Source organism: Pseudidiomarina taiwanensis, assembly GCF_003987435.1.
Classification (GTDB): Bacteria; Pseudomonadota; Gammaproteobacteria; order Enterobacterales; family Alteromonadaceae; genus Pseudidiomarina; species Pseudidiomarina taiwanensis.
The window spans coordinates 107486-122177 of sequence record NZ_PIQG01000002.1 but is presented as its reverse complement, the minus strand read 5'-3'; the positions used below and the strand labels follow the sequence as shown (position 1 = coordinate 122177).

Annotated in this window: 12 protein-coding genes; 6 read left to right on the top strand and 6 right to left on the bottom strand. The window is 50.6% G+C overall.

Features of this window, described 5'->3' with window-relative positions; all coding sequences use genetic code 11:
- Position 1 precedes the first annotated feature (1 nt).
- Both CWI83_RS04485 and CWI83_RS04480 read right to left on the bottom strand, forming a co-directional pair.
- Positions 2–2212 carry a heavy metal translocating P-type ATPase gene (locus CWI83_RS04485; RefSeq protein ID WP_126826329.1) on the bottom strand — a complete coding sequence of 737 codons (2211 nt, stop codon included), beginning with the start codon at positions 2210–2212 and terminating at the stop codon, positions 2–4.
- Positions 2213–2233: 21 nt separating this feature from the next.
- Positions 2234–2971 carry a YciK family oxidoreductase gene (locus CWI83_RS04480; RefSeq protein ID WP_126827397.1) on the bottom strand — a complete coding sequence of 246 codons (738 nt, stop codon included), beginning with the start codon at positions 2969–2971 and terminating at the stop codon, positions 2234–2236.
- 266 nt (positions 2972–3237) lie between these two features.
- Between CWI83_RS04480 and CWI83_RS04475 the strand changes: the two genes are divergently transcribed.
- The 3 genes from CWI83_RS04475 (at position 3238) to smrA (ending at position 7393) form a co-directional block, all read left to right on the top strand.
- Positions 3238–5652, top strand: a complete 2415-nt coding sequence (locus tag CWI83_RS04475) for a VolA/Pla-1 family phospholipase (protein ID WP_126826326.1) — start codon at positions 3238–3240, stop codon at positions 5650–5652.
- A gap of 130 nt (positions 5653–5782) precedes the next feature.
- Positions 5783–6784: a protease SohB gene (gene sohB, locus CWI83_RS04470; protein ID WP_126826323.1), complete on the top strand. Its 1002-nt coding sequence runs from the start codon at positions 5783–5785 to the stop codon at positions 6782–6784.
- Between the two features lie 33 nt (positions 6785–6817).
- Positions 6818–7393 (top strand): DNA endonuclease SmrA, encoded by a 576-nt coding sequence (gene smrA, locus CWI83_RS04465; protein WP_126826320.1) that lies wholly within the window; start codon positions 6818–6820, stop codon positions 7391–7393.
- Here the strand turns inward: smrA and CWI83_RS04460 are convergent.
- A complete protein-coding gene (locus tag CWI83_RS04460; protein ID WP_126826318.1) occupies positions 7390–8703 on the bottom strand; it encodes a dicarboxylate/amino acid:cation symporter in 1314 nt (437 codons plus the stop codon). The two genes, smrA and CWI83_RS04460, sit on opposite strands and share 4 nt — an antisense overlap.
- Positions 8704–8827: 124 nt before the next feature.
- Positions 8828–9427, bottom strand: a complete 600-nt coding sequence (locus tag CWI83_RS04455) for a Yip1 family protein (protein ID WP_126826315.1) — start codon at positions 9425–9427, stop codon at positions 8828–8830.
- Positions 9428–9575: 148 nt separating this feature from the next.
- Here CWI83_RS04455 and miaE point away from each other — a divergent pair, with 148 nt between their 5' ends.
- Positions 9576–10367 carry a tRNA isopentenyl-2-thiomethyl-A-37 hydroxylase MiaE gene (gene miaE / locus CWI83_RS04450; RefSeq protein ID WP_126826312.1) on the top strand — a complete coding sequence of 264 codons (792 nt, stop codon included), beginning with the start codon at positions 9576–9578 and terminating at the stop codon, positions 10365–10367.
- Here the strand turns inward: miaE and CWI83_RS04445 are convergent.
- On the bottom strand, positions 10364–11092 hold the full coding sequence (locus CWI83_RS04445) for a UDP-2,3-diacylglucosamine diphosphatase (protein ID WP_126826309.1): 729 nt from the start codon (positions 11090–11092) through the stop codon (positions 10364–10366). The two genes, miaE and CWI83_RS04445, sit on opposite strands and share 4 nt — an antisense overlap.
- Positions 11093–11102: 10 nt before the next feature.
- A complete protein-coding gene (locus CWI83_RS04440; protein WP_126826307.1) occupies positions 11103–11600 on the bottom strand; it encodes a peptidylprolyl isomerase in 498 nt (165 codons plus the stop codon).
- Between the two features lie 155 nt (positions 11601–11755).
- Here CWI83_RS04440 and cysS point away from each other — a divergent pair, with 155 nt between their 5' ends.
- Positions 11756–13141, top strand: coding sequence for a cysteine--tRNA ligase (cysS, locus tag CWI83_RS04435; protein WP_126826304.1), 1386 nt, complete (start codon positions 11756–11758; stop codon positions 13139–13141).
- 12 nt (positions 13142–13153) lie between these two features.
- Complete coding sequence (locus CWI83_RS04430; protein ID WP_126826302.1) at positions 13154–14686, top strand: M17 family metallopeptidase; 1533 nt, start codon at positions 13154–13156, stop codon at positions 14684–14686.
- Positions 14687–14692: the final 6 nt, after the last annotated feature.

Here is a 14692-nt window from a genome sequence, read left to right as displayed (position 1 = left end):
CTTACACTTTCATTCGCTGTAAACGCAGTGCATTGATGACTACCGAGATTGAACTCAATGCCATAGCCGCTCCGGCAAGCCAAGGAGCAAGCAGGCCACTGGCTGCGATTGGGATCCCTAAGCTATTGTATGCAAAAGCCCAAAACAAGTTTTGTTTTATATTACGGTTGGTTTTTCGACTTAGATTAAAAACGCGCGGTAAGGCGTTTAGATCATCACGCAAAAGGGCTACGTCTGCTGTTTCAAGTGCGACGCCACTGCCTTTCCCCATGGCGATGCCAAGATCTGCCGTGGCCAGTGCTGGAGCATCGTTAATGCCATCGCCGACCATAGCAACTTGATGCCCCTGCTGCTGTAATTCTGCAATCACACTGGCTTTTTGTTTAGGCATGACTTCGGCAAAAAAGTCTGTCATACCGAGTTCCGCGGCGACGGCTGCAACAGTGGCGTGGTTATCGCCACTGAGCAAGACTAATCGATAATGTTGACCGAGTTGAGTCAAAATCGAGGTGGCTTCATCACGTAGCGTATCGCTAAGCGCGAAAAGCCCCAAAAGCTCTTGTTCTCTGGCTAGCAACACCACAGTTTTACCGACCTGCTCGAGTTGCTGGATTTGCTCTTGCCAAGCGCTTGAGAGTGTCGCGAATTGACGAATAAATTTCGCACTACCAAGCCGCACGTGTTGCTCGCCATACATGGCACTCACACCTTGACCACTGTGATTCTGATAGTCAGATAAACTGAGTTGCACACGGGGCTTATCGGCGAGGCCGTTGACCAAGGCTTGAGCGAGCGGATGGTCCGAATGTGACTCAAGCGCATAGGCGAGAGCATGCACTTCACTTGCTTCCATTTTGGCAGCAATTTCGAGGTCGGTGAGAGTCGGCTCACCGCGAGTTACGGTGCCGGTTTTATCAAATACAATGGTGTCAACTTGGTAGGCTTGTTCGAGCGCTCGACTGTGCTTGAACAACACGCCTAATTGCGCGGCGCGACCGGACCCGGCCATGATTGAGGTGGGTGTGGCTAGCCCTAAAGCACACGGGCAAGCGATGACTAAAACGGCAATGCTTGCTTTAAGCGCCGCTTCTAGCACGCTGGGCGCGAGATAGAACCACCATAACAGAAAAGTTGCGCTAGCGATGGCGATAACACAAGGGACAAAAACGCCTGCGACACGGTCTGCGAGACGCTGAATCGGTGCTTTTGAGCTTTGTGCTTGGCGCACCGTATGAATAATCTGAGCGAGTAACGTGTCTTGGCCACGGGCGGTCACTTCAGCATACAGCGCGCCGGACTGATTTAGGGTACCGGCAAACAGCTGGCTGCCTGCGGTTTTATCAACAGGCATGCTTTCACCAGTAAGCATGGCTTCATTCACACTACTGTTGCCCTGCGTGACTCTGGCATCCGTAGGTATTTGCGCTCCCGGTTTAATCAAAATCGTATCGCCGTGTTCAAGCGATTCAATCGCGACAGCTTCGAATTCACCCGCATCATTTTGTTTGAGGGCGCGATTGGGTTGCAGTTTCAAAAGCTCACGAATTGCCGCTGAGGAACGTCCTTTGGCCCTTGCCTCAAACCATTTACCGAGCACAATAAGGGTAATGAGCATGGCGCTGGTTTCGAAATAGAGGCCATGATCGGCGACATCAGCGAAAAAACCTAAATAAACGCTGTAGCCATACGCAGCACTGGTCCCGAGTGCAACCAATACATCCATATTACTGGTGCCGCTGCGCAGCGCTAAATAGGCCCCCCGGTAGAACTGCCAGCCAACGCCAAATTGTACGGGGGTGGCGAGCAACAACTGGAACCAAGGGCTGAGCAGGAGTTCGGGTACAGGCACAGCTTGCGTCAAACTAAAGTGCGAGAACATAGTGTAGAGTAATGGCAGTGACAGCACTGCTGCTACAATGAACTTGCGAAACTGTTGGGTTTGGTAGACTTCATGAGCCTGGTCGTACTCGCTTAAATCACTGTTTGGCTCGATCTCGCTCGCCCCAAAGCCAACTTTGGTCACGGCATGTATCAGCGGTTTAGCAGCGAGGTCATGCCCCGTTACAGTCGCCATTTCAGTGGCGAAATTCACCTCGACCTCAGTCACATTGGGGAGCTCACGCAGGGCTTTATCAATGCGCTTGGCACAGCCGGCGCAGCTCATGCCAACAAGCTGAAGTTGCAGTTGTTCGGATGCTGTCGTAGTCGCCATGCTTTACCTCCTTACTTGGAGTTATTGGGCATCAAGTGACTCTCCATTTACCTCGATACTCGCGTCACTCATTAGATAAAGATAGAGCGGCATAAGTTCACTTGCCGTTTTCAGGCGCATCGGGTCTTCGCCCGGATAGGCACGAGCACGCATACTAGTGCGTGTTGCGCCGGGATTAATCACATTTACGCGAATCGAACTGTCTTCATACTCATCGGCCATGACTTGGGCGAGCCCTTCGGTCGCAAACTTGCTCACCGCATAAGGCCCCCAAAAGGCACGACCACGGCGGCCGACTCCTGATGAGGTGAAAATAATACTGGCATGCGGTGCTTTTTTCAGCGCTGGCATCAGTGCTTGAGTCAGGAGGAACTGTGCGGTGACATTGACCTGCATTAAATCATTCCAACTATCACTGTCGATGGTTTCAAATGGTGATAGCACACCAAGTAGGCTGGCGTTATTGAGCAAACCATCGAGTTTGCCAAACTGTTCGATAATAGTGGCGTTCAAGCCCTGATAATGGGTTTTGGTGGCCCCTTTCATATCCAACGGGACGATCGCAGGCTCTGGACCTCCGGCCGCCATGATTTCGTCATATACGGCTTCGAGCTTACGCGTGGTGCGACCCAGTAAAATTACGGTCGCTCCTGCTTGGGCATAATGTAGGGCTGCAACCCGGCCAATGCCGTCGCCGGCCCCGGTCACCAAAATAGTTTTGCCACTAAGATCGATATTTTTTGAGTCGTAATTATGCATGCTTGTCATTTTATGAGTACACTTGTGCTGAGTGAAACTTACATCAAACAAAAATTTAGCCACAGTGTAATGGTTTTCGCACGGATTCTCAGTAGGAATAAAGAATTTTTAGAAAACACTTCCAACTTGCTGGTGAGGCGTGTATAAATTTTTGTTAAGGTGAGTCTTGTCGTACCAGTTAAAAATAGCGATGATAGGCAAGATAAGACTAAGGCATCTGTAGGTGCCCAGAATATAACAACACGAACAAGGATTGGGGAAACCTCATGAAAAAACTCGCGATTGTATCAGCGGTCAGCGGTGCGCTCTTGTTAGCGGGCTGTGGCGGTGGCGGTGATGAAGCGCCAACCACTGTGATCGAAACTCAAGTGAACGCGGCACGCGTTCAGTTCGACCCAAGTAACGGGGTCGTTCCGGTCCCTTCAAATATTCTTTTGAGTGGTAGCACTGACGGTACCCTCAATATTCCAGTTGCCGATCCAACCGACGAAAGTAACCCACAAGTTGCGTTGAACGGTCTTGACGGCTGGGGCACGCACTCAACCATGGTGTTCAACTTCTCATTACCACTTGATGCCAGCGGCAATCCAGTGGGTATCGATGCCGCAACGCTAGAAGCACCGGGTTCAATCCGGATGTTTGAAGCGGTTATGGGTGGTACAGCTGTGAGCCCAGAGTGTGCCGCAGCAAGCCCCGCGGCGACTTGTGCAGTAGTCGGCGAGTTAACCCACGGGGTTGATTTCACTGTTGCAGCGGTTAGTTCAAGCAGTGTTGCGGTGATTCCACTGCGCCCATTGAAAGCGAAAACAGGTTATAAAGTCGTCCTGACGTCGAATATCGAAGATGATCTCGGTCGTGCCGTTAAAGCTTCACAAACTTATGGTTTGATGCAGCGTGATGCCGATGTATACCCAGTTTCGGGTGACGCATCAGCACTTGGTTTGCAGCGTCTGATCAATAGCCACGAAGATGCGTTAGCCGCGTTTGGCGTGAGCAAAGACAGCATCATTTATGTGTCAAGCTACACGACGCAGTCAATCAGTGACGTATTCACCCCAATTAAGGGTTTGATGGCGCAGCAGTTTATGGCTAGCGGTCAGCCATCATTGGCGTTGCAAGACACTACACTATCAGTCGCGGATGCCTTGGTAAACGCCGGTGCGCTTGAAGTAGATCCAACCAATCCTGCCTATTTAGCGGCAAGCACTGCCAGCTTGTATCAAGGTTTAGTCAGTCTGCCTTACTTCTCGCCACTGCCGAGCGAGAGTAATCCAACCGCGCCATTAACAGGCAATTGGAAAGCAGCGTGTGATAGCCCAGCGTCTATTCTAGGTGGTGTCCAAGCGGGCTTGATCGACCCGGTTGCAGCGGGAATCCCAGCCGAAGCGCTCACTAATCCTGCGCTATTGCTGCCACCAAATAACTGTTTTGACTTCCCAGGTGTTGACGAAGAGCGTCACCTGACTAAATACAACCCAGTGCCTGCGGTACAGGGTATGGTCGACGTTCCAGTAGTGGTTGCGGTTCCTGATGAAGCAGCGGTGAACCAAATTCGTGCGCTGCAAGGTCTTGACCCAATTAATATGCCTGCTAGTGGCTGGCCTGTGGTGATTTTCCAGCACGGTATTACCGGCAAAAAAACCAACGCATTTGGTATTGCTGGCACCTTGTCGCTAGCTGGTTTTGCAACCGTTGCAATTGACCATCCGCTCCACGGCGACCGTGGCTTTGGCGCAATCAACGCCAGCACAGGTAGCCCAACGGCTTACATGAACTTGGCAAGCCTATTGACTGCCCGTGATAACTTACGTCAGTCAGTGTCTGATTTGCTTGGTCTGCGGTTGAGCTTGAATAACAACCAAGGTGCACCGCTTGACGGGTCGAACGTCTTTTATGTCGGTCACTCACTGGGCGCGATTGCAGGAACAGTGTTCACCGCGGTTGCTAATGATGCGCAAGACATGGTGAGTGAGAATGTAGGTTTCGCGCCAAACTTCTCAGTTCGTGCGACGTCGTTAATGGCACCGGGTGGCAGTATTGCGAACTTCTTGTTAGCATCTCCATCATTCGGTCCAGTGGTGAAATCACAACTGCTATTCTCAGCTGAGCCTGAGTTTGCCAGTGCTGCACTTGCTGCTGCCGAAGCTCAGGGTATCGCACCGACTTCACCGCAATTCCAGAGCGTTTTGATTGCTGTTTACGACCAATTCTGGGCCGGTCTATCTGCGGCTGAGCAAGCTGAAGTGAATGGCTTGTTTGAGCAATTTGCATTCGCTGCACAAAGTGTTGTTGACTCGGGTGACCCGCTCAACTACGTCGCTGAAGTCGCGGCTGACGAGAGTCCAATCCATCTGATCGAAGTAGTTGGTAGCGATACTGTGTTGCCTGACCAAGTCATTCCAAATGCAGTCGCAGGCAAACCGCTGGCAGGCACTGAGCCAATGATAGCGTTACTTGGTCTAGATGCGATTACTCAAACTGTGATCAGCCAAGATGGTATGCCGGTATCGGGTGTAGCGCGCTTCACTGAAGGTGACCACGGCTCAATCGTTGACCCATCAGCTTCAGTTGCGGCAACCATGGAAATGCAAATGCAAGCGGCTGGCTGGTTCAGCACAGGTGCAACTGTGATTCCAGTGAGTAACCCAAGCGTTCTATTGGGCGGCGTTACTCCAGGCTAATCTATATCGAGCACTTGCTCTATATGAAAAGGTCGCCTCAAGGCGACCTTTTTTATTGTGTTCTGCCATCGAATTAAGAAAATGATATGCTAACGCATTATGGTCCAGCGAGAGCGATTGGAGTAATTAAATGGATTGGTTATTGGATGTGGCAGCCTTTGCGTTAAAAGGAATGATCGTGGTGTTTGCGTTTGTCATTGTGATTGGCAGTATCGCTAATCTTGCTCAACGTAAACGCCATAGTCGCGGTGAGCTTGAGATTGAGCGCTTGTCAGATGATCTGCGCGAAGGAGCAGAGCAACTGCAATTGGAAATGCTGGACAAAAAACAACGCAAGAAATTTGTTAAAGCGCAGAAAAAAGCGCAAAAACAACAACAAGCAGAAGAACGCAAACGGCTGTTCGTGATTGATTTTAATGGCTCCATGGATGCCCATGAAGTTGATCAATTGAAGCGTGAAGTGAATGCCATTATTGCGGTCGCAGAGGCAGGCGAAGAAGTGCTGGTCCGTCTGGAAAGTGGCGGAGGTGTGGTGCATGGTTATGGGCTTGGCGCAGCGCAGTTACAACGCTTAAAAGATGCCAAGCTTAAGCTCACTGTGAGCGTAGATAAAGTGGCTGCGAGTGGTGGCTATTTGATGGCGTGTGTGGCGGACAAGCTCTATGCTGCGCCGTTTGCGATTATTGGTTCTATCGGAGTACTCGCGCAACTGCCAAACTTCCATCGTTGGCTGCAAAAGCATGAGGTTGATTTTGAGCAGGTTACTGCCGGTGAGTATAAACGTACCTTAACCATGTTTGGCGAGAACACCGATGCCGGACGAGACAAATTTAAGCAAGATTTAGAAAAAATTCATCAGCAGTTTAAAGCGCATGTGCAGCAGTATCGGCCAGATATCGATATTGATAAAGTTGCTACAGGGGAGTATTGGACTGCTCAGGAGGCGATCGAATACGGTCTCGTCGACAGTTTGGTGACGAGTGATGCCTGGCTACTTGAGCAGAGCAAAACCCATGATGTGTTCTTGATTCGCTATGCACCGAAGAAGAATTTAGGCGAGCGGCTAGGGCGCAACACAGGCAAATTGTTCCAAACCGTGAAAAATACCGTAGTAAAGCAAGAGCCTTTTTAAACCAAGCATTCAGATGCGAGAGGAAGAGCGGACATGAGCGATGAATTCGAGTTGTTTCGTCGTGAAATGATGGGCGTGACGCCATTAAGTGGGGAAGAAGTCGCGGATATTCGCACGGCCTTTGAACCAACGTTAGCACAACAGCAACGGCGTGCGGCTGCTGAGCGGCAAGAGCAAGAAGATGCCAACTTCTTAAGCCGTGAGTATGTTGACTTAGTTGAGCCGGACGAGTTATTGAGTTTTCGTCGTGATGGCGTTCAGCATGGCGTTTATAAGCGCTTGCGGCTGGGCCAATACAGCCTCGAAGCGAGTTTGAATTTGCACCATCACACCCTCGAGGAGGCTCGTCGGGCGCTTTATCAGTTTGTCCAAGATTGTCATCGCAGCGGAGTTCGGTCAGGTTTGGTGATTCATGGTATGGGTAAGAACTCTAAGCCTCATCCGGCGCTGATTAAAAGTTATGTCAACAAGTGGCTGCGTGAACTTGAGCCAGTGATGGCGTTTCATAGTGCGCAACGCGCGCATGGTGGCCGCGGTGCGCTCTATGTGATGTTTCGTAAAAATGCGGAACAGAAACAACTTAACCGAGAACGGCATCAGCGTCGCTAACTGCGACGCTGTTCCAATTGTGATTCGACATCGCGAGCTGCAATATCTGCGTTCGGATCATTGAATACCGCAACATCCAAATCCCCTTCACTTTTCGCAATAATCACGCTCACCATGGCATCGCCGGTAACGTTGACTGCAGTACGGGTCATATCCAACAAGCGGTCGACCCCAATAATCAAACCAATCCCTTCAACAGGCAGGCCAACTTGGCCAAGCACCATAGCCAGCATGATTAAGCCCACGCCAGGTACACCTGCGGTGCCAACTGAGGCAAGGGTAGCAGTCAACACCACCATCAAGTAGTCCGCCATAGATAAATCAACCAGGTAGACTTGAGCGATAAAGACAGTCGCAACCCCTTGCATAATCGCGGTGCCATCCATGTTAATAGTGGCACCGAGAGGCACGGTAAAGGAACCGACTCGGTTGTGTACGCCAAGGCGCTTGGTGACGGTTTCTAGCGTCACCGGCATGGTGGCGTTACTGCTGGAGGTGGAGAAACCGAAGATCTGTACTTCGCGCATTTTGCGCAAGAACAAGCGAGGACTGAGGCCCGTCATGCCCTTCAGAATAATTGAGTACGACACTAAGCCATGCAGAATCAAGACCACGAATACCAGTAAGAAATACTGACCTAGGTTGATGATGGTATCGAACTCGGTTTCGGTGAAAAGTTTCGCCATCAAGGCAAACACCCCATAAGGTGCGATGTTCATCAAGATCACCACCAGCTTCATAATGACGGTGTTGAAATCTTCGAACATGTTCTTCAAGCGGTCGCCGGCAGGACCGACTAACGCCATCGCAATCCCAAACAGCAGCGCGAACACGATGATTTGTAGCATATTGCCATCGGCCATCGCGTTGAACGGGTTTTTCGGGAACAAATCAATAATCACCTGAGCCAAACTTGGCGCTGCTTTGGCCTCATAGACCGCGTCTGTGGCAAGTTCTAGACCAACGCCTGGTTGCACCAAGGTCGCAGCGAAAATCGCAAAGCTAATGGCGATAGCGGTGGTAATCAGATATAAGCCGACTGCCTTGCCACCGAGGCGGCCGAGTTTGCTCGGGTCGCTCAATGAACAGGTCCCGACGACCAGGGAGACAAATACCAAGGGCACTACAATCATTTGTAGCGAAGCAATAAAAATTTGGCCGATGACGTGGAATAAACCTTTAGTGAGGTAACCATCGACGAGCGTGTTGTCGGGGAATGCTAATTTAAGCAGTACGCCAACTGCGATACCGGCGAGCATCCCGATGACGATGCGAGTGGTCAGGCTCAATTTATTGTCATTATTCTGCATTGTTTATCCTGCTATATTGCAATTATGAGACGGGCTTTAGCCTATCAGATAATCGGCTTTGACCCTAGTCAGGAAATGAAAAAGCCACCGCAGGGGTGGCTTTATTCAACGAATCAAAGAGTCTTTAGCCAACGTATTGTGGCATAAACCCGTTGGTCCAGATAATGGCAGAAGTCACCATAAGTACGACCAACATAATTAATCCAGCAGTGACGACTGAACTGGCGTAGATAAAGCCGCGCTCTTCTGGGATATGCATCAAAATCGGTACACCAGTGTAGAGCAAGTACACCGAGTAGGCGATACCGGCGAGGAATACCATAGTGATGAACCAAAGTTCAGGGTATAAAGCGCCGACACCTGACATGATTGCAGGTGTTGCAGTGTAAGCGGCCAACTCAAATGATTGGGTGAAGGTTGGCTTGGCGCCAAATGTTTTGGCCATCCAGTGAATCAGGTAACCGAGCGCAAAGCAGCCGACGATAATACCGAGGTACATGGCAACGGCCATCATAGTTGCACTTTCAGCGGTTAAAAAGGTGGTATCACGGGCGCCAATGTTCCAACCAATGTGAACTGATGCGTAATATGCGATAGCACATGGGATCAGGGCAATCAGGAGAATGTGGCTGAGCGCATAGGGCATGGATTCATGCCGCTCGTCGATTGTTTTCCATTCTTTGAGCGGGTGAGCGTATAGCCCCCAAATATGATTCAAAATCATGACAGACCTCAACTTCGTTTCGTTGTTCTAAAGTTTTATTGTTATTATTAGCGTTATGAACCGATTATTTTTTTCGGCTTAACTTCTATATTGGTCGGATTTTATCGAGAGTCAAGCAGTTTTCTGATTAACTTTTAAGCGGTACCGAATGTCCTATAAAGAATTACTTACACCTATCCACGCGTTCCTCGGTTGTAAAACACCGCAGGCATGGATCGAGCTGGCCCGTCGTCCTGAGCATTTGCCCACGCTATTGATTGACCATGCAAACTGTGAATTGAAAGCGGCACAGTCGGCGATGCTGTTGATTCGACGTTATGCGGTGGATGATGAAAGCGGTAAAGCCTTACTCGCGTGGCTGAAACCCTATGAGGATTTCACCTACCGGCAAATTGGTGATTGGCACCAACTGGCGGAGCAAAATAGGCTCACCAAGGCGATGTTGCCGCGCACCGAAAGCAGCGAACAAAGCGAGTTAATCGAAAAGATGGTGCTGCTGATTAAAGAAGAGTTACATCACTTTTTTCAAGTACTAGAGATTCTCGAAGCGCGCGGCATCGACTATCAGCACCTGACTTCAAGCCGTTATGCCCGCGGGCTGTTTCGTGAAGTTCGCACCCATGAACCCGCGACCTTAGTGGATAAGTTGATTTGTGGGGCATTTATCGAGGCCCGTTCGTGTGAGCGCTTTGCGGCTTTAGCGGCGGTGGTCGATGACGATTTAAGTCGCTTCTACACGTCGTTGTTACGCTCAGAGGCGCGTCACTACCAAGATTATTTAAGCTTAGCGCAAAACTACGCGAGTGCTGATGAGATTGCACAGCGGGTGGCTGATTTTCGCGCCTGTGAAGCAGGCTTGATTGAAGCGGAAGATAGCCAATTAAGATTCCACAGTGGGGTCCCCGCGAGCGCACTCACGAGCACCGAGGCGGCTGCTTAATGGTTTGCGGTCGGCAGCGGTTGACTGAGTAATTCGTAGCCGTTTTCGTCCACCCGCAACATACTCCCTTGCTGGTACCAATCGCCAAGCACAATACGAGTCCCGTAGTGCTCTTGATGGATGGCGGGACGGTGCGTGTGGCCGTGGATCATAAGCGTGATTTGATGCTCGGCAAAGCAAGACTTCACACTGCTTTGATTCACATCCATGATGGCCAGTTGCGCGCTGGTGAGGGGTTGCTGAGTTTTTGAGGCAGCCCGCAGTTTAGTGGCAATCCGCATCCGCAAGCGCAGCGGTAAACTCAATAGCAACTTAATCAGCCAGCGCTGGCGAATGATGCGCCGAAAGCGTTGATAACTGACGTCATCAGTGCAAAGGCTATCGCCATGGAGTAACAGGGTGGGTTGGCCGCAGAGCTCTAGTTTGTGTGGTTCGGGTAACACGGTAATGCCGGTATCGGCAGCAAATCGGTGACCGATTAAAAAGTCACGATTGCCTGCCATAAAAAACACCTCAACCCTGCGCGTAACTAGTTTAGCAAGAGTTTGGCGCAGGGCATTGGCAAATGGACTCTGATCATCATCCCCAAGCCAAGCATCGACCAAGTCGCCAAGAATATAGAGCTGTTCGCCAGCTTTTAATTGCTGGCAAAAGCGTTCGAACAGCTCGGTTATATCCGGGCGACTGGGGCTCAGATGCAGGTCTGAGATAAACCAGGTTGCCATCAGTCGTCGCTTAGTCGATGACGACTGCAGACTCAATTACAACATCTTCGTAAGGCACGTCTTGATGGAAGCTCCGTGAAGTGGTGCGCACCGCTTCAATTTTTTGCACCACATCCATACCTTCGCTGACTTCGCCAAAGACACAATAGCCCCAGCCGCCAACGCTTTCATTTTTGAAGTTGAGAAAATCATTATTAGCGACGTTAATGAAAAATTGAGCTGTCGCTGAATGAGGGTCTTGAGTACGCGCCATAGCGATGGTGCCGACATTATTGGCCAGCCCATTGTTGGCTTCGTTTTTGATTGGGGCGCGGGTTTCTTTTTGAACGAACTCTTGGTCCATGCCACCGCCTTGAATCATAAAGCCTTTAATCACCCGATGAAAAAGCGTGCCATTGTAGAAGCCGTCTTTTACATACTGAACAAAGTTAGCAACGGTTTCGGGGGCTTTATCAGCGAAAAGGTTAAGGGTGATATCGCCATGGTTGGTGGTTAATTTAACGTGCATTTTCTCACTCCGTTTAAAAAGGCGCTCGACACGGCTCGAGCTTAATTAAAAGCAAACTCAAAATAGTTTAGCACTGTTTGTGACAAGGCTACACCATGCGGTATCATATGACCCTTATTTTTGGTCTCCGCAGCGACATTTGATAGGAACTTTCGATGCTAACCTTGTTTAATACCCTGACGCGCAAAAAAGAAGTGTTTAAGCCCATTACCGCAGGGACCGTCAAACTGTATGTTTGCGGGGTGACCATTTATGACTACTGTCACATCGGCCACGCGCGGACTTATGTCTCGTTCGATGTGGTGGTGCGTTACTTGCGTGCGCTCGGCTATCAGGTCACCTATGTCCGCAACATTACCGATGTGGATGACAAGATTATTCGCCGTGCCAATGAAAATAATGAATCTATTGATGCGGTCACCGAACGCTTTACCCGTGCTATGCATGATGATTTCGCTGCGTTGAATTTACTTGAACCGGATATTGAACCGACGGTGACCGGGCATATGGATGACATCATCCAGATGATTCAAGACTTGCTCGATAAAGGTCATGCTTATGTGGCCGATGACGGTGATGTTTTGTTTGCGGTTAAAACCTTCTCTAATTATGGTGCTTTGAGTCGCCAAGATTTAGAGCAGTTGCAGGCCGGCGCTCGCGTTGAAGTGACTCAGAGTAAAAAAGATCCACTCGATTTCGTTCTCTGGAAACGCGCTAAAGCAGGCGAGCCGAGCTGGGCATCACCTTGGGGCGAGGGCCGTCCGGGTTGGCATATTGAATGTTCAGCGATGAACAAACGCCACCTCGGCGCCCATTTCGATATCCACGGTGGCGGTTCGGATTTGATCTTCCCGCACCATGAAAACGAGGTGGCGCAGAGTTGCTGTGCCAATCACGGTCAATATGTCAATTATTGGATGCACAGCGGTATGGTCCAAGTCGACGAAGTGAAAATGTCTAAATCACTTGGTAACTTTTTCACCATTCGTGATGTGCTGGCACAGTACGATGCTGAAACCGTGCGTTACTTTCTGCTCTCGAGCCATTATCGCTCGCAATTGAATTACACCACGGACAATTTAGAGCAGGCTCATGCTGCGCTGGAACGACTCTACACTGCCTTGCGTGGAGTAGAGGCTGTGAACGTCGATCTGGAGCAGATCGCAACTGAACAGCAGCAAGCGTTTCATGCGGCGATGCAGGATGATTTTAACGTTCCTGAAGCCTTGGCGGTATTATTTGATTTAGCCCGCCAAGTGAACCGTGCTGAGCAGCCGCAAGATAAACAAAAACTTGCCGCAGTTCTGAAACATCTTGCCGCTATGCTCGGTTTGCTCGAGCAAGAGCCTGAAGCCTTTTTGCAAGGTGGTCGCGCGGATGCCGACGATGTGGCACAGATTGAAGCCTTGATTACCGAGCGCAATGAAGCGCGCGCAGCCAAAGATTGGGCTCGAGCTGATGCGGCTCGTGATCAACTCACTGCGCTTGGCATTGAATTAGAAGATACTGCCGAGGGGACGCGCTGGCGTCGTCGTGGCTAAGGAGACCTATAGATGGCATTCCCACAAGTAGAGATTTTTGCAAGTTACTCAGAGGCATTGGCACAAGATTTTGATGCGGTGGTGTTACTCGGTGACTTTAATCAGCACATTCCGGCAGAATTTAGCGACAGCGTGAAGCAAGCACGACAATTTGACCAACGGCTTGGCCAACACCCGATTCTGGTTGCTGCCGATGTTGCTGGTGGGCGCTTGATTTGCGCGCCAACGGGCGATTTGAGCAATGATTATGCGGATGCTAGAAGTATAAGTTCAGCCGCCGCAGATGCCGCAAAATTGTGCAGTGCTGCAGGCGTAAAGGCGCCGTTGCTGGTCGTTTTTGGGGTTCCTGAGCAAGCGCAATTTAGCCAAGCCGAGGCGTTGGCGTATTGGGGCTTTTGCCAGGCCGTATATCAACCACTTGAAGCACGCGAAGCGTATGGTGAAGAGGAATTAGAACCTATCACTCGGATTGGTTTGATTGCAGCAGTTGATGCGCAGTGGCTTACAGCAGTTGAAGCCGGCAAGCGCGTTGCCCGCGACTTGGCGGGCACCGAGCCGGAGCGGATGGCGCCGAAGCAGTTTGCAGAGTATTGTCAGCAAGTCTTTGCCGGCACGCCAGTGCAAGTGACCGTGATTGACGATATCCCCACCTTACAGCGTGACTATCCTTTGTTGATGTCGGTGGCACGCGCGTCGCTTGGGGTTGAGCGCCATTGGCCCTGTGTTATTCGGCTTGAATACACTACTCCAACAGCCGCGCAAACCTTGCTCATGGCAGGTAAAGGAATCGTCTACGACACCGGTGGTGCAGACCTCAAAACCGGCGGCCATATGGCTGGGATGAGTCGTGATAAAGGTGGTGCTGCAGGTGTTGCCGGCTTTGTTAAAACCGTCGCAGCAATGGCACCAAAGGATATCAATGTGATCGCGGAACTCGGTTGTGTGCGTAATAGTATCGGTGCTGATGCTTTTGTAGCGGACGAGATCATCACTGCGCACAGCGGCGTTCGGGTTCGTATCGGTAATACCGATGCAGAAGGGCGTCTGGTGTTGGCTGATTTATTGTCGCATCTCCGTGAGCGCGCGCTCAGCAGCGTTAAGCCACAATTGTTTAGCGTGGCGACTTTAACCGGTCATGCGGCACTTGCCAAAGGGCCATACACGGCTTTGGTCCCCAACGCTGTGGCTCGCTCTGCGAGATTAGCTGAAGGTTTATTCGAAGCGGGTGAACAAGCAGGCGATCCGGCTGAAATCAGTTGGTTGCGGCGCGAAGATTATGCCATGGTGAAAGCACGTACCCGTGCTGATGATGTCCTCTCGAGTAATAACGGACCGTCAGCGACGACCGTTCGCGGGCATCAGTTCCCTGCTGCGTTTTTATCGATTGCAGCAGGCCTTGAACAACACGGTGTGGGGAGCAACACCCCCTTACCTTACATTCATGTTGATATCGCTGGCAGTGGTGTTGAGGGCGGTGACTGGCAACATGGAAAACCGACAGCAGCGCCAGTGGGCTGCTTGGCGGATTATTATTTACAACGCTAGAGTAGT